General features: G+C 56.0%; 21 protein-coding genes. 14 read left to right on the forward strand and 7 right to left on the reverse strand.

From position 1 onward, the window contains the following. Positions 1-45 precede the first annotated feature (45 nt). Positions 46-348 carry an aspartate-semialdehyde dehydrogenase gene (locus AACY09_RS03220; protein WP_339486020.1) on the reverse strand — a complete coding sequence of 101 codons (303 nt, stop codon included), beginning with the start codon at positions 346-348 and terminating at the stop codon, positions 46-48. A 182-nt stretch (positions 349-530) separates the two neighbouring features. Between AACY09_RS03220 and rapA the strand changes: the two genes are divergently transcribed. Further along, positions 531-3,377 carry an RNA polymerase-associated protein RapA gene (rapA, locus tag AACY09_RS03225; protein WP_339486021.1) on the forward strand — a complete coding sequence of 949 codons (2,847 nt, stop codon included), beginning with the start codon at positions 531-533 and terminating at the stop codon, positions 3,375-3,377. A 66-nt stretch (positions 3,378-3,443) separates the two neighbouring features. Here rapA and AACY09_RS03230 read toward each other — a convergent pair whose 3' ends face one another. After that, positions 3,444-4,793 carry a spinster family MFS transporter gene (locus AACY09_RS03230; protein ID WP_339486023.1) on the reverse strand — a complete coding sequence of 450 codons (1,350 nt, stop codon included), beginning with the start codon at positions 4,791-4,793 and terminating at the stop codon, positions 3,444-3,446. A gap of 237 nt (positions 4,794-5,030) precedes the next feature. On the opposite strand from AACY09_RS03230, the gene AACY09_RS03235 reads away from it, so the two are divergent. Further along, entirely contained in the window at positions 5,031-7,211 is a 2,181-nt protein-coding gene (locus tag AACY09_RS03235; protein WP_339486025.1) for a putative bifunctional diguanylate cyclase/phosphodiesterase, read from the forward strand. A 30-nt stretch (positions 7,212-7,241) separates the two neighbouring features. Here AACY09_RS03235 and AACY09_RS03240 read toward each other — a convergent pair whose 3' ends face one another. Next, entirely contained in the window at positions 7,242-8,036 is a 795-nt protein-coding gene (locus tag AACY09_RS03240) for a hydroxypyruvate isomerase family protein (protein ID WP_339486027.1), read from the reverse strand. Continuing rightward, on the reverse strand, positions 8,033-8,923 hold the full coding sequence (locus AACY09_RS03245) for an NAD(P)-dependent oxidoreductase (protein ID WP_339486029.1): 891 nt from the start codon (positions 8,921-8,923) through the stop codon (positions 8,033-8,035). Before AACY09_RS03245 ends, AACY09_RS03240 begins: the two co-directional genes overlap by 4 nt. Before the next feature lie 162 nt (positions 8,924-9,085). On the opposite strand from AACY09_RS03245, the gene AACY09_RS03250 reads away from it, so the two are divergent. Next, entirely contained in the window at positions 9,086-9,439 is a 354-nt protein-coding gene (locus AACY09_RS03250; RefSeq protein ID WP_339486031.1) for a RidA family protein, read from the forward strand. 5 nt (positions 9,440-9,444) lie between these two features. Then, on the forward strand, positions 9,445-10,266 hold the full coding sequence (locus AACY09_RS03255; protein WP_339486032.1) for an AraC family transcriptional regulator: 822 nt from the start codon (positions 9,445-9,447) through the stop codon (positions 10,264-10,266). On the opposite strand, the gene AACY09_RS03260 is transcribed toward AACY09_RS03255, so the two are convergent. After that, on the reverse strand, positions 10,267-10,854 hold the full coding sequence (locus AACY09_RS03260; protein WP_339486033.1) for a LysE family translocator: 588 nt from the start codon (positions 10,852-10,854) through the stop codon (positions 10,267-10,269). A gap of 167 nt (positions 10,855-11,021) precedes the next feature. Here AACY09_RS03260 and AACY09_RS03265 point away from each other — a divergent pair, with 167 nt between their 5' ends. The 5 genes from AACY09_RS03265 to phnE all read left to right on the forward strand — a co-directional run bounded on the left by AACY09_RS03265 (position 11,022) and on the right by phnE (position 14,795). Beyond that, positions 11,022-11,381, forward strand: a complete 360-nt coding sequence (locus AACY09_RS03265) for a VOC family protein (protein WP_339486034.1) — start codon at positions 11,022-11,024, stop codon at positions 11,379-11,381. 177 nt (positions 11,382-11,558) lie between these two features. Then, a complete protein-coding gene (locus AACY09_RS03270) occupies positions 11,559-12,410 on the forward strand; it encodes a putative selenate ABC transporter substrate-binding protein (protein WP_339486035.1) in 852 nt (283 codons plus the stop codon). Further along, positions 12,407-13,210, forward strand: coding sequence for a phosphonate ABC transporter ATP-binding protein (locus tag AACY09_RS03275; protein ID WP_339486036.1), 804 nt, complete (start codon positions 12,407-12,409; stop codon positions 13,208-13,210). Before AACY09_RS03270 ends, AACY09_RS03275 begins: the two co-directional genes overlap by 4 nt. Next, entirely contained in the window at positions 13,204-14,031 is an 828-nt protein-coding gene (locus AACY09_RS03280; RefSeq protein ID WP_339486037.1) for a PhnE/PtxC family ABC transporter permease, read from the forward strand. Before AACY09_RS03275 ends, AACY09_RS03280 begins: the two co-directional genes overlap by 7 nt. Next, on the forward strand, positions 14,028-14,795 hold the full coding sequence (gene phnE / locus AACY09_RS03285) for a phosphonate ABC transporter, permease protein PhnE (RefSeq protein WP_339486038.1): 768 nt from the start codon (positions 14,028-14,030) through the stop codon (positions 14,793-14,795). Before AACY09_RS03280 ends, phnE begins: the two co-directional genes overlap by 4 nt. A 28-nt stretch (positions 14,796-14,823) precedes the next feature. On the opposite strand, the gene AACY09_RS03290 is transcribed toward phnE, so the two are convergent. Together AACY09_RS03290 and AACY09_RS03295 are read right to left on the reverse strand one after the other, a co-directional pair. Beyond that, complete coding sequence (locus AACY09_RS03290) at positions 14,824-15,558, reverse strand: DUF5064 family protein (RefSeq protein ID WP_339486039.1); 735 nt, start codon at positions 15,556-15,558, stop codon at positions 14,824-14,826. A 114-nt stretch (positions 15,559-15,672) separates the two neighbouring features. Further along, positions 15,673-15,990, reverse strand: a complete 318-nt coding sequence (locus AACY09_RS03295) for a DUF2288 domain-containing protein (RefSeq protein ID WP_339486040.1) — start codon at positions 15,988-15,990, stop codon at positions 15,673-15,675. Between the two features lie 295 nt (positions 15,991-16,285). Between AACY09_RS03295 and AACY09_RS03300 the strand changes: the two genes are divergently transcribed. The 5 genes from AACY09_RS03300 (at position 16,286) to AACY09_RS03320 (ending at position 21,179) form a co-directional block, all read left to right on the forward strand. Continuing rightward, a complete protein-coding gene (locus AACY09_RS03300; protein ID WP_339486041.1) occupies positions 16,286-17,407 on the forward strand; it encodes a branched-chain amino acid ABC transporter substrate-binding protein in 1,122 nt (373 codons plus the stop codon). A 118-nt stretch (positions 17,408-17,525) separates the two neighbouring features. Continuing rightward, positions 17,526-18,449, forward strand: coding sequence for a high-affinity branched-chain amino acid ABC transporter permease LivH (livH, locus tag AACY09_RS03305; protein WP_339486043.1), 924 nt, complete (start codon positions 17,526-17,528; stop codon positions 18,447-18,449). Then, complete coding sequence (locus AACY09_RS03310; protein ID WP_445323763.1) at positions 18,446-19,714, forward strand: high-affinity branched-chain amino acid ABC transporter permease LivM; 1,269 nt, start codon at positions 18,446-18,448, stop codon at positions 19,712-19,714. Before livH ends, AACY09_RS03310 begins: the two co-directional genes overlap by 4 nt. Beyond that, on the forward strand, positions 19,711-20,478 hold the full coding sequence (gene livG / locus AACY09_RS03315; RefSeq protein WP_339486045.1) for a high-affinity branched-chain amino acid ABC transporter ATP-binding protein LivG: 768 nt from the start codon (positions 19,711-19,713) through the stop codon (positions 20,476-20,478). The genes AACY09_RS03310 and livG overlap by 4 nt, the downstream gene beginning before the upstream one ends. Beyond that, on the forward strand, positions 20,478-21,179 hold the full coding sequence (locus AACY09_RS03320) for an ABC transporter ATP-binding protein (RefSeq protein ID WP_339486047.1): 702 nt from the start codon (positions 20,478-20,480) through the stop codon (positions 21,177-21,179). The genes livG and AACY09_RS03320 overlap by 1 nt, the downstream gene beginning before the upstream one ends. Positions 21,180-21,385: the final 206 nt, after the last annotated feature.

The raw sequence follows: 21,385 nt of genomic DNA on the forward strand, positions 1-21,385 counted from the left end.
GCGATAGGCTCTCAAGGCAGAGGGAAGCGCCTTATTGTCGGCCGCTCAGACTTCAATATCCACCCATAATCCCTGACGTGGCAGTTCCTCGTCGTCCATTTCAGGCACAGGATTTTCTTGATCGTCACCTGACTCCGCGAGCAATGCAGCGGCATAGCGTTTTTGCTGCCGGCGCTGTTCTTCACGCAAAATCGCTTCGGCATCTTGCGGATGACGTTTATCCAGATTGAGCGCGCTTTCCTTGCTCGTTTCAGCCACAGGCACGACGGGCGGGGTGAGCGGTTTTGGCTTGACCACATCCTGACTGGCGGTAACTGGGGCCATGCTATGCGGAATAGGTGGCAACACGGATTGACCCTCCTTTGGTCAGTCTATCGACCAATTTAGTCCAAACATGAGCTCGCCCTCACTACACTTTCGGCACATTTATTGTTTCTTATAACCAGCAAAATACTAAAAGATCAATGCGGCTTTGGCCTAAACCGCCCGTAGCGGTTAACATAGCCGGCTTTTTCACGCGGGAGACAGGCATGGCGCAGCAGTATGAACCGGGGCAACGCTGGATCAGTGACAGCGAAGCAGAACTGGGGTTGGGCACTATCCTCATGCAGGAAGGCCGCATGCTCACGGTGCTTTACCCGGCGACTGGCGAAACCCGTCAATATGCTGCGCGCAGCGCACCGCTAACGCGTGTGCGTTTCTCGCCCGGCGATGAGATCACCCACTTTGAAGGCTGGAAGCTGACCGTACAGGAAGTCGACGATATCGACGGCTTGCTGGTCTATCACGGCCTGAATGCGCAGCATCAAAGCGTGACCATGCCGGAGACCCAACTCTCCAACTTTATCCAGTTCCGTTTGGCCAGCGATCGCCTGTTCGCCGGTCAAATTGATCCGCTGGCGTGGTTCGGCCTGCGTTATCGCACCCTTGAATACACCAGCAGCCACCTGCAGTCGTCGCTCTGGGGCCTGGGTGGGGTGCGCGCGCAACCCATTCCACACCAATTGCACATTGCCCGCGAAGTAGCTGACCGTATCGCACCGCGGGTGCTGCTGGCGGATGAAGTGGGCTTGGGCAAAACCATTGAAGCGGGCATGGTGATTCACCGCCAGTTGCTCTCTGGCCGGGCAAGCCGGGTGCTGATTCTGGTGCCGGAAAACCTGCAGCATCAGTGGCTGGTTGAAATGCGCCGGCGCTTCAACCTCGACGTCGCCCTGTTCGATGCCGAGCGTTTTATTGAAAGTGACGCCAGCAACCCCTTTGAAGACTGCCAACTTGCGCTGGTTGCGCTGGAATGGCTGCGCGAAGACGAAAAAGCCCAAGATGCGGTGTTTGCGGCGGGTTGGGACTTACTTGTCGTCGACGAAGCCCACCACTTGGTTTGGCACCCTGAGCACGCCAGCCCTGAATACTCACTGGTTGAACAACTGGCTGAAGTTATCCCAGGCGTCCTGCTGCTGACGGCAACCCCCGAGCAACTGGGCCAGGACAGCCACTTTGCCCGCTTGCGCCTGCTCGACCCGAATCGTTTTCACGACCTCCAGGCCTTTCGGGCCGAAAGCGCTAACTACAAGCCGATTGCCGAGGCCGTTCAGGAACTGCTGGACCAAGGTCGGCTGTCGCCAGAAGCGCACAAAACCATTCATGACTTCCTCGGTGCAGAAGGCGAGGGCCTGCTGGCCGCAGTCAATGATGGCGACAGCGAAGCCTCGGCCCGCTTGATCCGCGAATTGCTCGATCGTCATGGTACTGGCCGCTTGCTGTTCCGCAACACCCGCGCTGCAGTTCAGGGTTTCCCTGAGCGTGAGCTGCACGCCTACCCGCTGCCAAGCCCCGACGAATACATGGAGTTGCCGATTGGCGAGCATCCGGACCTGTATCCGGAAGTGAGCTATCAAGCTCAAGCCGAGGTGGATGAAGACCAGCGCTGGTGGCGCTTCGACCCACGGGTCGAATGGTTAATCGACACCTTGAAAATGCTCAAGAAATTCAAGGTACTGGTGATCTGCGCCCACGCAGAAACCGCGCTCGATCTCGAAGACGCACTGCGAGTCCGGTCTGGCATCCTAGCCACCGTGTTCCATGAAGGAATGAGCATTCTTGAGCGTGACCGCGCGGCGGCTTACTTCGCTGACGAAGAGTTCGGCGCTCAGGTGTTGATTTGCTCCGAAATCGGCAGCGAAGGCCGCAACTTCCAGTTCGCACACCACTTGGTGTTGTTTGACCTGCCGGCTCACCCCGACTTGCTTGAACAGCGAATTGGCCGTCTTGACCGTATCGGCCAGAAACACCGAATCCAGGTGCATGTGCCCTACCTTGAGAGCAGCCCGCAAGAGCGGCTATTCCAGTGGTATCACAATGCGCTTAATGCATTTCTGGCCACCTGCCCGACTGGTAACGCACTGCAACACCAGTTCGGCAGCCGTATGTTGCCGCTGCTGGAAAGTGGCGATGACAACGAATGGCAAGCCTTGGCTGATGAAGCCAAAACCGAGCGTGTGCGCCTCGAAGGCGAGTTGCACGCCGGTCGCGACCGCCTGCTGGAACTCAACTCTGGGGGTGCCGGTGAAGGTCAAACCTTGGCCGCTGACATTGAAGAGCAAGACGATCAGTTCGCGCTGCCGATCTACATGGAGCAGCTGTTTAACGCCTTCGGCATTGACAGTGAAGACCACTCGGAAAATGCACTGATCCTGCGCCCTAGCGAGAAGATGCTCGATGCCAGCTTCCCATTGGGCGACGACGAAGGCGTGACCATCACCTATGACCGCAACCTGGCGCTGAGCCGTGAAGACATGCAGTTCCTGACGTGGGAGCACCCGATGGTGCAAGGCGCCATGGATCTGGTGCGCTCCGGCTCGATGGGTAATACCGGTGTTGCTTTGATCAAAAACAAAGCCCTCAAACCCGGCACCGTATTGCTTGAACTGCTGTACGTCAGCGATGTAGTTGCCCCTCGCGCCTTGCAACTTGGCCGCTACCTGCCGCCAGCCGCGCTGCGCTGCCTGCTTGACGCCAACGGTAATGATCTGGCGCACAAGGTTGCCTTCGAGACCCTCAACGACCAATTGGAAAGCGTGCCCCGTGCCAGCGCCAACAAATTCGTTCAGGCTCAGCGTGACTCACTTAACCCACAGATTGGTGTCGGTGAAGAGAAGGTCATGCCGCGTCACCTGGAGCGTGTTGCTGAGGCTAAGCGCCGCCTGACCGCCGACATGGATGAAGAACTGGCGCGACTCACCGCCCTGCAAGCGGTAAACCCAAGCGTGCGCGACAGCGAGATTGAAACCCTGCGCAGTCAACGTGAGCAAGCGTTGGCCTCGCTCGACAAAGCAGCGCTGCGCCTCGAAGCAATACGGGTATTGGTCGCGGGCTAACCGACCCACCTGAACAAAGAAGCCCGCTATTGCGGGCTTCTTTGTACGCTGAAAACTCGCAGTTGTTCAGGCCAATACCAGCTCCGGCTGAACTGCAGCGTCTTCAGACATTTTCTGCTGCATGCGCTGAGCATCTGCGGTAAAGCAACGCGAAGCCTGAATCAACGCCAGCATAGTCATGAATAATGCCACGGGAATCAGGTACATCGCATCATGCAGACCAACTGCCTTGAACGCCTCGCTCATCTCGCTGGCGCCTGCGGTCAGCATAGCGGCGTGGGCAAAATGATCAGACAACAAGCCTACGGCTAATGGGCCAAGGCCACCGCCGAGCAAGTACAAGCCGGCAAAAAACAGAGCAACTGCCGTGGCCCGTAGACGGGGTTCGACAACATCCTGAATCGCGGTGTACACACAGGTGTAGAAGTTGTACGAGAACAACCAGCCGAGGCTGAATACCCCCACAAATACGCCAATTTCAATACGCCCGGAAAACAACGCATAACCGGTTGCCAGCGTTGCAATCAACATGCTCAAAGCCGCGAACAGCAGCCGCCCGGTTTCAGAGCGCTGATGAATCTTGTCCGCAATCCAGCCGCCCAGGGTCAAACCAAACAGGCCAGTCAAGCCGACAATCACGCCCGTCGCCACAGCCGCTTGCTCTAACGGCAGCAAGAAGTAGCGTTGCAGCATAGGCACCATAAATGAGTTGCAGGCATAGGTTGCAAAGTTAAATGCCAATCCTGCCAGCACCAGCCACCAGAAAGTACGGATGGCCAATACCTTGCGCAGCGGCTTGTCAATTTTCTCGGTGGAAACCTTGACGCTTTCAGCCGCACCCCGTTGCGGCTCCTTGATAAAGAACATCATCAGCGCCAGCAGCAAACCGGGCACTGCCGCGATAAAAAATGGCGCGCGCCAGCTGTCGAATATGCGCACCATGCTGCCGATGGTGAAGAATGCCAAGAGCAAGCCAATGGGCAATCCGAGCATGAAAATACCCATCGCTCGTGCACGCTTATGTGCGGGAAACAAATCGCCGATCAAGGAGTTTGCTGCCGGGGCGTAGCTCGCCTCGCCAATACCGATGCCCATGCGGATCAGCAAGAAACTCCAGAAATTCCAGGCAAGGCCGTTGATCGCGGTTAATCCACTCCACGCCGCCAAGCCCCAGCCCATGATTTTGCGCCGTGCACCTGTATCGGCCATACGCCCAAGGGGCAGACCGGCAATCGCGTAAACAATAGTGAAGGCAGTACCGACCAAGCCCAGTTGCAGATCGCTCAGGCTCCATTCCTTACGCAGGGGCTCGATAATGATCGCCGGAATGGTGCGGTCGAAAAAATTGAACATATTGGCCAGAAACAGCAAAAACAAAATGCGCCATGCATTGGCCGCCTGCGGAGTGGGTTGCATGCGAAATGTCCTATTATTTTTGTTGTGTAGGCTGAAACCAAATGCTGCGTTTCAGTCCTCGGTTGGCAGCTCAAGCTAGAGCCTCGCGCGGCAGATGTCTGTGACTATTCGCGCGCTGAATCCTAAGGTCTAACCCAACGCGTACCTTTAACAACCTTCGCTGAGCTAAGTTATGACGAGTGACTACAATCACTTGAATGATTGCCGACAGCACGCGGGCAACGTGGAGAAACCATCATGGATTGGATCGACCTGCGATTGACCCGGCTAATGCCAGCAGATGGCCGCTTGCTAGAAGGCAGCCATCAAAGCCTGAGCTTGATGTTGCTGGCTTTTTTGCTGGCCTGTGTTGCCTGCTACACAGTGCTTGAGGTGATTGACCGCATCAGCCAGGCGGAGCAGCCACTGAGCCGTTGGCTGTGGCGAATTGTCGGCGCCCTGTGTCTAGGCAGCGGCTCATGGGTGCTGCACTTTATTAATCAACTGCCTGAAGCTGAATATGCGCCAACCACCTCGGGAGCCGGCGCAGACTTCAGCTCATTATGCGTGGCAACAGGCTGTGCTTTTTTAGCGATGTTGAGCATTTCCAAAGGCCGGACAACAGCTGCATGGTTATTCACAACCTCGCTACTGATCAGTTTAAGCAGCGGCGCACTCCATGTGTTTGCAACCGCGCAAAATGATCAAGTGATTGCCCTATTGTATTCGCCCGTCGTGCTCATGGCCGCGCTAATATTGTCCAGCGCATTCTGCTACGCCGCTCTCTACAGCTACGCACGCCAGCAAACACAGTCCCCTTGGGCGGCGTGGTTAAGCCGCATCACCGCCTGCGTATCACTGGCATTGGCGATTGAGTTTATTCACAGCTTCGGCATCCAAGCTGTATATGCGCGCTTGCCAGAGGCTGGTCAGACAGACACGCTCATGGGCCAATCGCACATGGCGCTGATTGTCTCGTGCCTGGCCTTGTTGGGATTTGCTGCTAGCCTGGTTGCCACTGCCCGCGACAAGCAACTGGTCACCAGTCAGCGTGACCTGCACCGGGTGAACAGCCTGCTCAACCAACTGGATTATGCCCGCACCTCGTTACAGCAAGCGGCTAACTACGACGTGTTGACTCAGCACCTTAACCGCCGTGGCTTGAACCTCGCATTCACTGAAAAACTGCTCAAGCACCAGCAAGGCAATACCTCACTTGGCGTGCTGGTTATCGATATCGATCATTTCAAGCGCATCAACGACAGCCTTGGGCATTCAATCGGCGACAGCATGCTGAAAGTCATTGCAGAGCGCATTAGCTCAGCCTTGCGTACGGACGACGTACTCTCTCGTTTGGGTGGTGATGAGTTCTGCGTACTTGCAAGCCTCAAATCGAAAGACGAGGCGCGGGTGTTGGCTGGACGAATACTGCTGGCAATGAAAGAACCTATCGTGATCAATGGCCGCCATATGGTGATGACCACCAGCATCGGCATCAGCCTGTTTCCAGAGGATGGCAACACTCCGGATGAACTGCTTAAACACGCAGATCTTGCGCTCTATCAAGCTAAAGATAGCGGACGTAACCAGATGCATACATTCAACTCTCAGCTAAAAGCCAAGGCCAGCGTAGCGCTTTTGCTCGAAGAAGAGCTGCACAATGCCTTGCGTAATGATGAAGGTCTGCAACTGTTCTACCAGCCGATTCTCGACCTGCACAGCGGTAAGCTCACTAAGCTCGAGGCGTTGGTCCGCTGGCAGCACCCGCAGCGCGGCCTGCTCAGCCCGGATCGTTTTATCGGTATAGCCGAGGCCAATGGCTTTATTGCCGAGCTGGATAACTGGGTGCTGCGCCGCGCCTGTTGCGATCTTTCACGCCTGGCAGATGAAGGTCACGAGCAGGTCAAAATCGCAATCAATTGCTCGGCATTGAGTTTAGGTCGCAGAGAATTGAGCCAGGAAGTCAGCGATGCGCTGCTGAACTTCTCCGTGCCCGCCCAACTGCTTGAGCTGGAAGTCACTGAAAACGCCCTTATGGGCAACATTGAACAAGCAGTGGATTTGCTTCACGAACTGCGCACTAAGGGCGTAAGCGTATCCATCGATGACTTTGGTACAGGTTACTCATCGCTCGCCTACCTCAAGCGCCTCCCCATCGACACCTTGAAAATCGACCGCTCATTTATTCAGGACATCCCCAGCTCCCATGAGGACATGGAGATTGTCCAAGCCATTATCGCAATGGCTCACTCGCTGAAGCTGAAGGTGGTCGCTGAAGGTGTTGAATCCCCCCAGCAGCTGAGTTTTCTGAGTGAGTTACGCTGCGACAGCATTCAGGGTTACCTGCTCAGCCGCCCCATCCCAATGCAGCAGTTATTAAGCTTTCTGACAGATTACTCGGCAGAGAAGAGCAACCTGGTCGGTAACTCGGTTCGTTAAGCCCATACTGCCAGTCGCTCAACTCATAAATCAGGCCTTGCCAAGCATTTGGCGCATTTCATCCATCCAGTCCAGACTGGCCAAGGTGCCCTGCGCATCAGGTTTGTATTCAGCACCGATCCAACCGTCGTACCCACTGCTGCTGAGCGTTTTCAATGCGCTGATAAAGTCCAGAGTGCCGCTGCCCGGCGCCCCACGACCAGGGCAATCGGCAAATTGCACATGGCCGATTCGGCCTTTAAGGCGCTGAATGCCTGCACTGAGATCTTCGCCCTGCATGGCCATATGATAGAAATCAAACTGGGCGCTGCAGTTAAGGTGATCGACCGCACGCAACAGTTCATCCAGTTGCTCAGCGTTGCTGATCAAGAAACCCGGCATATCCGTTGTATTGACCGCCTCGCAAACCACCCCGATACCCAGCACAGCGAAGGCATCGGCGGCCTTGCGCAGATTCGCGGCCAAGGTCTGCAGCGCTTGCTCGCGGCTGACACCCTCCGCCAGCCGCCCCGGCAGCACGTTAACCATCGCGGGGCGGACCATCGCCGCATAACTCAGGGCGTCATCCAGCGCTTGATCAAACTCGGCCTGTCGCGCCGGCACCGCTGCCAAACCACAACCGCCTGTCATCAAGTCAGCAGCAGGCAGATTGATTAAGCGCAACGGCATGCCAGCCGCTTCAAGCGCTTCTTTCATGCGCATGGCGGGCACTTCGTATGGAAACTGGATTTCAACGCCATCAAAGCCCGCCGCACTCGCCGCAACGACGCGATCAACCAAGGGCAGTTCAGTAAATAGCATTGATAAATTTGCGCTGATGTTCATTCAGTTTCTCCGCGGTACTGTTGCACCAATGTAGCAGGATCTTTTTCCAGATTGCCCTGGCTGCCATGCAAACGCATCAGCTGCGCCGCCAAACCCGTGACTGGCGTGGCACTGCCCGTTTGCTGGGCGACTCGCACCGCCGTATCCAGATCTTTAAGCAATGTGCGGACATGCCACTTTACTGGCTCGAACTCGCTCGCGGCCATTTGCGGTGCAAGAATTTGCAGGGGCTTCGAGTCAGCAAAACCGCCGGCCAGCGCAGGCGCGATCAAGCTTGCATCCACTCCGGACTTTTCAGCCAAGGCGACCACCTCGGCAATCACCAAGGCATTGCACGCGACAATCATCTGGTTGCATACCTTGGTCACCTGACCCGCACCGACCTCGCCCATGCGAGTCAGGCGCTGCCCAAGATTGGCAAGAATCGGCCTGACCTGCTCGATATCCTCCACCGCGCCGCCCGCCATAATCGCCAATGACCCGGCCTCGGCACCCGGGGTGCCGCCCGAGACCGGCGCATCAATCCAACGCATGCCGGTGCGGCGCTCAAGCTCGGCGGCCATGTCTCGGGTTTGCGCAGGATCAAGGCTGGAAAAATCAACCAACAACTGCCCCGGCCTTGCCGTTTCGACAATACCGCCCGGGCCGAACACAACCTCACGCACCACATCTGTAGTGGCCAGGCAGAGCATGACAATATTCGCTGCGCCGCAGAGTTGAGCCGGCTGAGTCACAACGCTCGCGCCCTGATCAATCAACGACTGACATTTATCTGCCGAACGATTCCACACCGTCAACGGATAACCGGCCGCCATTAAACGACGCGTCATGGGTAGCCCCATCAGGCCAATTCCAGCAAACGCTAAAGCAGGTAACGCAGCAGACATAATCAACTCCAAACTTAGCCAACGGCACATTTCGAACCGCTATATTAAACCCAAAGCAAGGTCGTCAATCAGCCTCTGGCTGATTAGACTGTCCGCTCTTGAGCCGCAAAATTGGATTACAGTGGTTGCGCTCACATCATTTTTACCGATCAAGGGACTCCCATGAGCATCACTCGCTTTGAAACCGCCGCACGCATGAGCCGTGTAGTCGTACATAACAATACTGCTTACCTCTGTGGCCAGGTTGCAGAAGACCGTAGCGCTGGAATCGAGGCGCAAACCCAGACCATGCTGGCCAAGGTTGATGCGCTGCTCAAATCAGTAAACAGCAGCCGTGAGCACATCCTCAGCGCAACTATTTACCTTAAAGATATGAGCCACTTCGCGGCGATGAATAGCATCTGGGACAACTGGGTACCAAGCGGCTTTGCCCCGGCCCGCGCGTGCGTAAAAGCGAGCATGGCCAGCCCTGAACTGCTGGTTGAAATTTCCGTCGTCGCTGCAATCGCCGAGTAACGACCATGACCGATAGCGTGCCGCAATTCTGCCGGGATCCTGCATTGCCAGCGATTGAGGCGCGCTCGATCATTGACGGACGCAAGGTCTGCTACGCCCTGCATGCCCATGCACATTTTTCCATTGGGGTGATTACTGCGGGCGCTTGCACTTACATCAATGGCGAACAGCAACACGCCATCAGCCAAGGCACCTGCGTGCTGATGAATCCGCAAGCCGTGCATGCCTGCAACCCGATTGATCAGCAGCCCTGGTCGTACCGCATGCTTTACGTTGACTGCCAATGGCTGGCCGACGTACAAGCCTCCGTGCGTCAGGATTCGCGCGCAATATTTCGTGCTTACCGGCCCGTACTGAGTATCTCGCCAGCCTTATACAGCGCCTTCAATCAGTTCTACGACAGCCTACTCGACACGTCGCTTGCACCTGAGCTCAAACACGCTGCCGCGCTGCAGTTCTTTGAGCTGATGGATCGCACGCTTGCCCCGCACAATGGCGCCGTCAGCGAACCGGAACTGACCCATGCAAAGCTAGAGTTGGCCGCTGAATTTATCCGTGATAACTGCGCGCACCCCTTGAGCTTGCAACAGATCAGTGAGGCTGCCGGCCTCTCGCGTTCTTACCTGATCCGTGCCTTCCGGCAGCATTTCGGGATGACGCCCCATGCCTATCTCACCAACCAGCGTGTGCAACTTGCCCAAGGCTTGCTCAAGCGCGGTGAGTTGATTGTCGACGCGGCGTTAGCAGCAGGTTTCGCCGACCAAGCGCACCTGCAACGCACCTTCAAACAGTTTCTCGCTGCAACGCCCGGGCAATACCGCGGCTGATCAGGCCAGCAATAAATAGCCGGAGCAGGCCACCAACAACGCCGCCATCAAGCGATTAAACACACGCATGGCTGCTGGCGAACTTAAGTACTGCTGCAGATAGGTTCCTGCCAAAGCCCAGCAGGCAATCGACACATAACAGACGACAAAATAGATCGATGAAAACTCGGCGATCTGCTGCACATCGCCATCAGCCACAAATGCGCCCATGCCCGCAACACAGGCCATCCACGCTTTCGGATTTAACCATTGCAGCGTTGCCCCATAAAGCATCGAAGGTGCCCGCCCAGTGCCTGAGGTGTTCAGCTGACCGTTGTCGGTCGCCAACTTAAACGCCATGAACAGCAAGAAAGCCACGCCTGCCAACTTGATCACTTCGGTCAGAAATGGCCAGAGCTGCAACACCTTATGCAGACCCAACCCCGTCAACACCAACAACAGAGTGAAGCCAACTGTCGCACCCGTGACATGACGCAGACTGGCGCGCAAACCAAAGTGCACACCGCTGCTTAACGCAATGATATTCACCGGCCCCGGTGAAATTGAACTGGCCAAGGCAAACGCCGCCATCGACAACCAAACACTCATACAGGCCTCACACCACTCAATTTCAAGAGTGCTCAAGGCTAAACAGTGCGCGGCGGTGAGGATTGAAGAAAAATACCCTGCTGCTTTGGTCTACCCTAGTACTGCGCTTAAGCCTGAGCCGACGCCCGACCATCACAACAGGTTAAAAAGACCAAGAGGAACTGCACATGCCTGTCCACGAAACAATTAATTACGTCGAATTTCCCGCCAAAGACCTGGCCGCTACCAAGGCATTTTTTTCCGCCGCTTTTGGCTGGACCTTTGTCGATTACGGCCCTGATTACGCGGCGTTTTCTGACCAGGGTCTGGACGGTGGCTTCTTCGCCTCTGAGCAATGCTCGACCAGCACAAATGGCAGCGCACTTATTGTGCTGTTCAGTGACGACCTTGAGGCCACGCAAGCAAAAGTCAGTGCGGCAGGCGGTACCATTGTTAAAGCGATTTACAGCTTCCCCGGCGGACGACGCTTCCATTTTTGCGAACCCAGCGGCAACGAACTTGCAGTATGGGCGCAGCCAAACGAATAATCCTGTTGACGCCCTCTCAGCAGCCAGCAGAGACATCGAGTGGGCGCTGACTGCCTAGCCAACAAAACATTTATGCATAACTTAAGTGGCTGACACGTTATGCTTCGCGTCCACACTTGCTAACGCTTTCCTCTATAATCATCCCGCTTTCCCCGCTATTTAACCGGAGAACCCGCCATGTTCAAACGTACCCTTGCGCTCGCCGCAGGCATTGCCTTGTCTGTTTCTGCTGTTTGCAGCCACGCCGCTGAAGTGCTGCGTGTTTCCGCTATTCCAGATGAAGCCCCAACTGAGTTGCTGCGTAAGTTCAAGCCGCTGGGCGAATACCTTGAACAGAAGCTGGGAATGAAGGTTGAGTTTGTGCCGGTGGCCGACTACGCCGCCGTGGTTGAATCGCTGGCTTCAGATCGTCTCGACATGGCTTGGCTGGGTGGTTTCACCTTCGTCCAAACGCATTTGAAGACCGGTAATGCGGTGCCGCTGGTTCAACGTGAACAAGATGCGCAGTTCACCAGTAAATTCATCAGCGCCGACCCTGCGGTTAAATCGGTCAAAGACCTCAAAGGCAAAACATTCGCCTTTGGTTCTGTGTCTTCGACATCGGGCAGCCTGATGCCGCGCTATTTCATGCTGCAAGACGGCATCAAGCCTGAAGAGTTTTTCAGCCGAGTGGCCTACTCAGGTGCCCACGATGCGACAGCCGCCTGGGTTCAGGCTGGCAAAGCCGACGGCGGCGTGCTCAATGCATCGGTTTGGGAAAAACTGGTCGCCAGCGGCAAAGTCGACACCAACAAAGTTAAGGTGATTGCCACCACGCCAACCTACTTCGACTACAACTGGACCGTGCGCGGCACCCTTGATCCTGCACTGCAAGCCAAGATCAAGGCGGCATTCCTGGCACTGGACCCAGCCGTACCAGAACAGAAAGCCATTCTTGACCTGCAGGCGGCTAGCCGCTTCATCGAAACCAAGCCTGAAAACTACGAAGGCATCGAGGAAGCAGCCCGCGCAGCCGGCTTGTTGAAGTGACGTTAACGCTCCAGGGCGTGGGGCTAACCCACGCCAATGGTCACATTGCGCTCAGTGATATTGATCTAAAGGTCAACACAGCTGAGCGCATTGCCATTATCGGCCCCTCTGGTGCTGGCAAAACCACCTTACTGCGCTTGCTTGCAACCAGCCTGCAACCCAGTACGGGTGCAATCAGCCTGCTTGATCAACAGCCGTGGACGCTCAGTGCAAGGCAGCGTCAACGCCTGCGCGCGCGTATCGGCCTGGTTCATCAGGCGCCTCCATTACCGCCGCGCCAGCGGGTTGTCACTGCGATTCTTGCAGGTAAGCTCGGCCAATGGTCACTGCTTAAAAGCCTGCTTAATTTGCTTTACCCGGTGGATATCAACGGCGCTCAAGCGGCTTTGGCCCGTCTGGACCTGGCTGACAAGCTCTTTGAACGCTGTGATCAGCTTTCAGGCGGACAACTGCAACGCGTCGGTATTGCCCGCGTCCTGTATCAAGCCCCGAACATGATTCTCGCCGACGAACCCGTGTCCGCCATGGACCCGGTACTCGCAGGCCATACCCTCGGTGTATTGAGCAAAGAAGCCGAAGCACGAGGCGTGACACTGCTCGCCAGCCTGCATGCGGTGGAATTGGCAATGGCCCATTTTCCACGGGTGATCGGGGTCCGCGCGGGACGCATTGTCTTTGACCTGCCAAGCGACCAGGTCACTCCAGAACAACTGGATGGGCTATACGCCAACGAGAAGCTGCAACCGGCACCTGAGGTTGCCCCTGTAACGCCTGTTGTGGTGCAGATTCCACGATGCTGAAACGCGCTCTACGCGACCCCGCCGCCCTGCCCCGTTTAGTGCTTACCCTGCTTGCGGTGGTTATTCTGTGGCCCGGCATCCAACTGAGCGAAGTCAATCTGGCAGTCTTGTTTGACCCTGAAAACAGCAAAACCATGGGCAACTTTCTCAGCGGTTTCTGGCCGCCGGCCCATGACCCTGAATTTCTGCAAATACTCTTGCGCGCCACGTTGGAAACCCTGGCTATCGCCACCGCAGGCATGGCATTGGCCCTGTTACTTGCGATTCCTTGCGCACTGCTTGCCACCCGCGCCCTGTCGCTGTCGGCAGCGCACCGCAATGGCCGCCCGGCGTGGTGGTCACTCACCCTGCGCTGGCCTGTGCGCGGCGTATTGATCGTGCTGCGCAGCGTGCCCGAAGTGGTCTGGGCATTGTTATTCGTCCGTGCAGTAGGCCTGGGGCCAACGGCCGGCGTGCTGGCCATCGCCATCACCTACAGCGGCATGCTCGGCAAGGTTTACGCTGAAATTTTCGAGTCAGTTGACCCACGCCCTTGCCGCGCCTTACTGGTGGCGGGTAGCCCTCGAATGATGGCATTCGCTTATGGCGTACTACCCAATGCCTCAGCCGAGATGCTTTCCTACACCGTGTATCGCTGGGAGTGCGCTGTAAGGGCGTCTGTGGTGATGGGCTTCGTCGGCGCCGGGGGGCTGGGCCAGCAAATTGACCTGTCGTTACGCATGTTCGCCGGCGGTGAAGTCGCCAGCATGCTCTTGACCTTTCTGGTCTTGGTGCTCCTCGCCGATCAGTTGAGCAGATTGCTGCGGGCGCGACTGCAATGAAGCATGTGCTTAATTACGGCTTGGTCGCCTTGCTGCTGGCATCGGTATTCGCCTCGTTCAGCTACCTGAACATTGACCTGACGACCTTGTTTGCAGGCGACGGCCTGAGTCAGATGAGCAATTATGCCACTGGTTTTTTCAGCCCGGACCTCAGTGCCCCGCACTTGGCTGCGATCACTAAAGGCTCACTGGAAACCTTAGCCATGTCATCCATTGGCACCTTGCTGGCGGCGCTGCTCGGTATTGTGCTTGCACTGCCTGCTGCCGGACGTTTTGGCTGGCTCGCGATGAGCGCCAGTCGCTTGCTGCTCAATGCATTACGGGCGATACCGGAGTTAGTCTGGGCGGCATTGGTGGTACTGGCTGCGGGCCTGGGCCCAAACGCCGGCACGCTGGCGTTGGCCCTGCACACGGCGGGAGTGCTCGGACGCTTGTTTGCCGAAGCCTTGGAAAACGTCAATGATGAACCTGCGCGGGCCATTCGCCTCGCGGGCGGCGGACGAGCGGCAGCGTTCTGCTACGGCACGCTGCCCGAGGTCTGGCCACAACTCGTCGCCTACAGCCTGTACCGCTGGGAAAACAATATCCGCATGGCCAGTGTGTTGGGGTTTGTGGGTGCAGGCGGTTTGGGGCAAATGCTCTACTTCCACCTCAGTCTGTTTCAAGAGGCGCAAGCGGCATCCGTGATTCTGGCGATGCTGGTATTGGTTTTAGCTGTCGACGCATTGAGCGCGTGGGCGCGTCAGCGCTGGGTCAGCCAGTAACCCAACGCTGAATCACTGGCGGCCAGGCTTATTTCTTGTCCAGATGCCCTAAATCAATCGCCTCGCCACTGCGCAGCTCAAGCTTGTTGCGGATATCAGCGAACATCAAATCGTATTCTTTGTGATTACGCATGATTAAGCCGTTATTGACCGGGATACCGTGCTTGGCAGCCGCGCGAGTGGCCACACTGCCGAAGTTGTAAGCTGTGTCGCGGTGCAACTCGAATTTCTCCTCGAAATCCTTGCCCTCGCAATTGCCGACAATACGCACCGCGAGCATTGGTCCTTCGACCGGGTCCTGGCGGATCTCGTAGTACATATCAACGACATAAGCCGGGCGACCCTCGCTGGCCACTTTGTTGGCGCGATGCAAGTGACCTTCGGCGTATTTCGACACTAGTGGCACAGGTTCCTCGACGCTTTCAGGCTCAAGTACTTCGACCGGAACCCCAAGCTTAGCCTTGATATCGGCATACATCTTGTCGTAGTCATTATGATTACGTGCAATCAGGCCATCACTGCCCGGCACGCCGTATTTTTTACCAATACGGCCAATCACGCTGGCGAAGTTAAAGGCTTCTTCGCGCGGCAGCTCAAAGGACTCTTCAAACATTGAGCCGTTAACGTTTCCCGCCATGCGCATGTACAGGGCCGGCTTGAAATTCTCATCCCGGTGCACGTCGTAGTAAATATCGACACTAAATTCAGGAATATCGCTCGAAGCGCGTTGCTTGGTGCGATGTATGTGTCCTGGCTCAAACATTGTGCTACTCCATGTAGAAAATTTAATCACACGCCCAAGGAACCGGTGAAAACGACTGCTCCAGCTTTTCACAGATTCCTAAAACAGCTATGACCACCGATATTGGCTGACCGTTCAGCGCTCTTTTGGTGCATCCATGCGCTCTTGAACAAGCACCCATGGTGCAACGACCACGGCCCACAACTGGGGATCACGGGTCAACAGGCTTTCTGCTCGCTCATCAGTCATTTTAGAGACATGGCCAGCAGAGAGCCAGCTTGACACCTTGGTGATGTCATTCTCGACCACAGCCTGCGCGACCTCTATTAAATCCTGATCCGCCTCAACCCACAACAAAGCGCCCTTGGCAAAGTGGGGTTGTAACTCCTGCCAAACAATAGGTGCTGTTTGCCCAAGAAGTTTGGCATAGAGGGTGCTAGGTTGTTCTGTCATGGTGATGCCTATTTTTTAGCCGATTTTTGATTGCCATCATGATAACGTCGGCATGCTGGCAGGCAAGTTTGCCTGACGTCATAAAATGGAACCAAGGCACGCCGTTTTTCTATACATTTCTTATATTTAAGCGACATCCTCGTGCATTGCCCCCTGCTTCCGGCTTTTCAAGGCGCAAATCAGCGCTCTACACTGTACCGGTACAGTTGCTAGGGGTACGACCGAGGTATAGAACTCGGTTCTGCAGCTTTGGCCGCAAGAACTACAACAACTAAAAACACAAGAGTGGAGCATTATGAAAAAGGCAACTAAGCAGGTTTCCAAACTGTTAGCCGCCATGGCATTGGCTGGCGTTGCAAGCTACTCAATGGCTGCAGACACAATCAAAATCGGTTTGGCGGGTCCGGTTACTGGCGCTGTTGCCCAGTACGGTGAAATGCAGTTCATTGGCGCAAAAATGGCCATTGAGCAGATCAACAAAGCGGGTGGTGTAAACGGCGAGATGCTCGAAGGCGTGGTCTATGACGATGCTTGCGATCCGAAACAAGCCGTTGCCGTTGCCAACAAAATCGTCAACGATGGCGTTAAGTTTGTTGTTGGTCACCTGTGCTCCAGCTCCACTCAGCCTGCTTCGGATATTTACGAAGACGAAGGCATTCTCATGGTTACCGCTGCGTCGACCAGCCCTGAAATCACTGCACGTGGTTATCAGCTGATCTTCCGCACCATCGGTCTGGACAGCCTGCAAGGCCCAACCGCCGGTAACTTCATCGCAGATCACATCAAGCCGAAGAATGTTGCAGTCATCCACGACAAGCAGCAATACGGTGAAGGCATTGCCACTGCCGTGAAGCAGACTCTTGAAGCCAAAGGCGTCAAAGTAGGCATGTTCGAAGGCATCAACGCCGGCGACAAAGACTTCTCATCGATGATCTCCAAGCTCAAGCAAGCCGGTGTCGATTTCGTTTACTACGGCGGCTACCACCCAGAACTGGGTCTGCTGCTGCGTCAAGCGGCTGAGAAAGGCCTGAAAGTTCAGTTCATGGGCCCAGAAGGCGTGGGTAACAAAGAGATCTCTGCAATCGCTGGCCCTGCTTCTGAAGGCCTGCTGGTGACCCTGCCGAAGTCTTTCGACCAAGACCCAGCCAACAAAGCATTGGTTGAAGCCTTCAAAGCTAAAAACGAAGACCCAAGCGGTCCATTCGTATTCCCTGCTTATGCAGCGGTACAGGTAATTGCCGGCGGCATCGAAAAAGCCGGTAGCACTGACACCGATAAAGTTGCCGCAGCCCTGCGCGCCAACAGCTTCAAGACGCCAACCGGCGACCTTTCCTTCGACGAGAAGGGCGATCTGAAGGACTTCAGCTTCGTGGTCTACGAATGGCACCAGGACGGTACAAAAACCGAAGCTAAATAAGCCTCACTGTCCGAACCCAAAGCCCACTGCAGCCGCAGTGGGCTTTGTTTATTAGAAGAATCCCGGTCTTGCGCGGCGCCACAAGCGATGCATTACGCAACGACCCAGGAGCTAGGCAATGCCTGATCTTTATCACTACCTGCAACAGCTGGTTAATGGTCTGACCATTGGCAGCACTTATGCGTTGATCGCCATCGGCTACACCATGGTCTACGGCATCATCGGCATGATCAACTTCGCCCACGGCGAGGTTTACATGATTGGCTCCTACGTGGTGTTTATCGCGGTCGCCGGTCTCGCCATGTTTGGCATCCATAGCCTGCCCATTGTGCTGATCGCAGGATTCGCTGCCAGCATCATTGTTGCCAGCGCCTATGGCTACAGTATTGAACGCGTCGCTTACCGACCATTGCGCGGTGGCAACCGTTTGATCCCCCTGATCTCGGCAATTGGCATGTCGATATTCCTGCAGAACGAAGTGCTTCTCGCGCAGGACTCTAAAGACAAGGCCATTCCCAACCTGCTTCCGGGTAACTTCGTGTTCGGCGAAAACAGCATGAACGGCGTGGTTATCTCGTACATGCAGGTGCTGATTTTCATCGTCACCTTCCTGGTCATGATTGGCCTGACGTGGTTTATCTCCCGCTCTCGCCTGGGCCGCGCTTGCCGCGCCTGTGCTGAAGACTTGAAGATGGCCAACCTGTTAGGCATCAACACCAACAACATCATCGCCCTGACGTTCGTAATTGGTGCCGCACTGGCGGCAGTGGCCTCGATCCTGCTGAGCTTGCAATACGGCGTGATCAACCCGCACCTGGGCTTCCTCGCCGGAATCAAGGCCTTCACCGCAGCGGTACTCGGCGGTATTGGCAGCATTCCGGGCGCGGTGCTTGGCGGCTTGGTACTGGGTGTGGCTGAAGCCTTTGGCGCCGATATTTTTGGCGACCAATACAAAGATGTTGTGGCCTTCAGCCTCTTGGTGCTGGTGTTGCTGTTCCGCCCGACTGGCATCCTGGGTCGTCCGGAGGTTGAAAAGGTATGAGTTCGGCAATTACAAAAAACCTCAAGACGGCTTTCTTCAGTGCCCTGCTGGTAGTGGCTGTGGCCTACCCGGTGTTGGGGCTGAAGCTGACTACCGTTGGCATCAAGCTCGAAGTGCACAATGCCAGCCCTGCGGTTCTGTGGACTATCGCCGGTTGCGCCATTGCCATGTTCTTCTGGCAATTGTTTCGCGGCCCAATCAGTGCGGCATGGTCACAAGCGCCGAAACTGCCAAGTGTTCCCAGCAAAGCGACTAACTTCATCACCCTGCCTTCGACCCAGCGCTGGATTATTCTTGGCTTGGTCGTCGTTGCACTGGCATGGCCGTTTTTTGGCAGCCGGGGCGCCGTGGATATCGCCACTCTGATCCTGATCTACGTGATGCTTGGCCTCGGCTTGAACATCGTTGTCGGCTTTGCCGGCTTGCTCGATCTGGGTTACGTCGGCTTCTACGCCGTTGGCGCATACACCTATGCCCTGCTGTCCCATTACTATGGACTGGGGTTCTGGGTGTGCTTGCCAATCGCAGGGCTGATGGCGGCATTCTTCGGCTTTATTCTCGGCTTCCCGGTGCTACGTTTACGCGGTGACTATCTGGCGATTGTGACCCTGGGCTTCGGGGAAATTATCCGCATTCTGCTGCGTAACATGACATGGCTCACCGGTGGCCCGAACGGCATCAGCAGCATCGACAAACCGACGCTGTTTGGTCTGTCGTTCGAGCGTAGAGCCGCTGAAGGGATGCAAACGTTTCATGAGTACTTCGGCACCGCTTATCAGTCGATCAACAAGGTTATCTTCCTGTACTTGATCGCCCTGCTGCTGGTGTTGCTGACGCTGTTCGTGATCAACCGCCTGCTGCGTATGCCGATTGGCCGCGCGTGGGAGGCTCTGCGTGAAGACGAAATCGCTTGCCGTGCACTGGGCATGAACCCAACCATCATCAAGCTCTCGGCCTTTACCTTGGGTGCCAGCTTCGCAGGCTTTGCCGGCAGCTTCTTTGCCGCTCGCCAAGGTTTGGTGACACCTGAGTCGTTCACCTTCATTGAATCAGCAATCATCCTTGCCATCGTGGTACTTGGCGGCATGGGTTCACAACTCGGGGTGATTCTCGCCGCGATCGTGATGATCCTGCTGCCTGAACTGATGCGTGAGTTCAGTGAATACCGCATGTTGTTCTTCGGAGCCCTGATGGTATTGATGATGATTTGGCGTCCGCAGGGCTTGCTGCCCATGCAGCGTCCGCACCTGGAGTTGAAACAATGAGCCGCCCGATTCTAGAAGTAAGCGGCTTATCCATGCGTTTTGGCGGTCTGCTGGCCGTCAATGGTGTGAATCTGACCGTTAATGAAAAACAAGTGGTGTCGATGATCGGCCCGAACGGCGCCGGCAAAACCACCGTGTTCAACTGCCTGACTGGCTTTTACCAGCCAACCAGCGGCAGTGTGCGCCTCAATGGCGAGCAAATTGAAGGCCTGACCGGCCACAAAATCGCTCGTAAAGGCGTGGTGCGGACCTTTCAAAACGTGCGCCTGTTTAAGGACATGACCGCGATAGAAAACTTGCTGGTGGCACAACACCGTCACCTCAACACCAACTTCCTCGCCGGCTTGTTCAAGACCCCGGCGTTTCGCAAAAGCGAGCGCGACGCCATGGACTACGCGGCGCATTGGCTGGAGCGGGTCAATCTGACCGAATTCGCCAATCGCCCGGCAGGCACCCTCGCCTACGGTCAACAGCGTCGTCTGGAAATCGCCCGCTGCATGATGACCCGGCCAAGCATCCTGATGCTGGACGAGCCAGCCGCAGGCCTTAACCCACGCGAAACCGAAGACTTGAAGGCGCTGATCGGTGTACTGCGTGATGAGCACAATGTCACCGTGTTGCTGATTGAACACGACATGAAGTTGGTGATGAGCATCTCCGACCACATTTTCGTGATCAACCAAGGCACACCGCTGGCCGATGGAACCCCGCAGCAGATCCGCGATAACCCGGATGTCATCAAAGCCTATCTGGGAGAAGCGTAATGCTCTATTTCGACAACGTTTCGACCTTCTACGGCAAGATTCAAGCGCTGCACGATGTGAACGTGGAAGTCCGCCAGGGTGAAATCGTCACCCTAATCGGCGCCAACGGCGCCGGTAAATCAACCCTGTTGATGACCCTGTGCGGAAACCCGCAAGCCACCAGCGGCAGCATCCGTTATCAGGGTGAAGAGCTGGTTGGTATGCAAACTCCAGACATCATGCGCAAAAGTATTGCCGTGGTGCCTGAAGGTCGCCGGGTGTTCGCCCGCCTCACCGTGGAAGAGAACCTGGCCATGGGCGGGTTCTTTACCGACAAAGATGACTTTCAAGAGCAAATGGACAAGGTGCTGCACCTGTTTCCACGCCTCAAAGAACGCTTCGAGCAACGCGCCGGCACCATGAGTGGCGGCGAACAGCAGATGCTTGCCATTGGCCGTGCGCTGATGAGCAAGCCGAAGTTACTCTTGCTCGATGAGCCATCACTGGGCTTGGCACCGATCATTATCCAGCAGATTTTCGACATCATCGAACAACTGCGCGATGACGGTGTAACCGTGTTTCTGGTTGAACAGAATGCCAACCAGGCACTGAAGCTGGCGGATCGGGGCTACGTGCTGGAAAACGGTCGTATCGTCATGCAGGGCAGCGGTGAAGAACTGCTCAATGATCCAAAAGTGCGGGATGCTTATCTCGGCGGTTAATAGCCGCAACAGCCTTTGGGCACACCCTAAAAAGCCGCTGACTTCAGCGGCTTTTTAGGTTCTGGTGTTGCGTTGATCGCAAGGTGGATGACGCTCTCTTCATTCACCATTTGCAGGGGGAAAGCCATTTGCACTGCCTGGCCAGTGCAGCGCACCCCGCGTTAGGGTTAACAGCTGTAACCCTATTTCAGGACTAGACATGGCTG

The organism is Pseudomonas sp. EL_65y_Pfl2_R95, from assembly GCF_963971045.1.
Taxonomy (GTDB): domain Bacteria; phylum Pseudomonadota; class Gammaproteobacteria; order Pseudomonadales; family Pseudomonadaceae; genus Aquipseudomonas.

Excerpts from the sequence above, each read along its gene's own strand:
- rapA (WP_339486021.1), top strand. The coding sequence starts at position 531 with ATGGCGCAGCAGTATGAACCGGGGCAACGCTGGATCAGTGACAGCGAA.
- AACY09_RS03230 (WP_339486023.1), bottom strand. The coding sequence starts at position 4,793 with ATGCAACCCACTCCGCAGGCGGCCAATGCATGGCGCATTTTGTTTTTG.
- AACY09_RS03235 (WP_339486025.1), top strand. The coding sequence starts at position 5,031 with ATGGATTGGATCGACCTGCGATTGACCCGGCTAATGCCAGCAGATGGC.
- AACY09_RS03240 (WP_339486027.1), bottom strand. The coding sequence starts at position 8,036 with ATGAACATCAGCGCAAATTTATCAATGCTATTTACTGAACTGCCCTTG.
- AACY09_RS03245 (WP_339486029.1), bottom strand. The coding sequence starts at position 8,923 with ATGTCTGCTGCGTTACCTGCTTTAGCGTTTGCTGGAATTGGCCTGATG.
- AACY09_RS03250 (WP_339486031.1), top strand. The coding sequence starts at position 9,086 with ATGAGCATCACTCGCTTTGAAACCGCCGCACGCATGAGCCGTGTAGTC.
- AACY09_RS03255 (WP_339486032.1), top strand. The coding sequence starts at position 9,445 with ATGACCGATAGCGTGCCGCAATTCTGCCGGGATCCTGCATTGCCAGCG.
- AACY09_RS03260 (WP_339486033.1), bottom strand. The coding sequence starts at position 10,854 with ATGAGTGTTTGGTTGTCGATGGCGGCGTTTGCCTTGGCCAGTTCAATT.
- AACY09_RS03265 (WP_339486034.1), top strand. The coding sequence starts at position 11,022 with ATGCCTGTCCACGAAACAATTAATTACGTCGAATTTCCCGCCAAAGAC.
- AACY09_RS03270 (WP_339486035.1), top strand. The coding sequence starts at position 11,559 with ATGTTCAAACGTACCCTTGCGCTCGCCGCAGGCATTGCCTTGTCTGTT.
- AACY09_RS03280 (WP_339486037.1), top strand. The coding sequence starts at position 13,204 with ATGCTGAAACGCGCTCTACGCGACCCCGCCGCCCTGCCCCGTTTAGTG.
- phnE (WP_339486038.1), top strand. The coding sequence starts at position 14,028 with ATGAAGCATGTGCTTAATTACGGCTTGGTCGCCTTGCTGCTGGCATCG.
- AACY09_RS03290 (WP_339486039.1), bottom strand. The coding sequence starts at position 15,558 with ATGTTTGAGCCAGGACACATACATCGCACCAAGCAACGCGCTTCGAGC.
- AACY09_RS03295 (WP_339486040.1), bottom strand. The coding sequence starts at position 15,990 with ATGACAGAACAACCTAGCACCCTCTATGCCAAACTTCTTGGGCAAACA.
- AACY09_RS03300 (WP_339486041.1), top strand. The coding sequence starts at position 16,286 with ATGAAAAAGGCAACTAAGCAGGTTTCCAAACTGTTAGCCGCCATGGCA.
- livH (WP_339486043.1), top strand. The coding sequence starts at position 17,526 with ATGCCTGATCTTTATCACTACCTGCAACAGCTGGTTAATGGTCTGACC.
- AACY09_RS03310 (WP_445323763.1), top strand. The coding sequence starts at position 18,446 with ATGAGTTCGGCAATTACAAAAAACCTCAAGACGGCTTTCTTCAGTGCC.
- livG (WP_339486045.1), top strand. The coding sequence starts at position 19,711 with ATGAGCCGCCCGATTCTAGAAGTAAGCGGCTTATCCATGCGTTTTGGC.
- AACY09_RS03320 (WP_339486047.1), top strand. The coding sequence starts at position 20,478 with ATGCTCTATTTCGACAACGTTTCGACCTTCTACGGCAAGATTCAAGCG.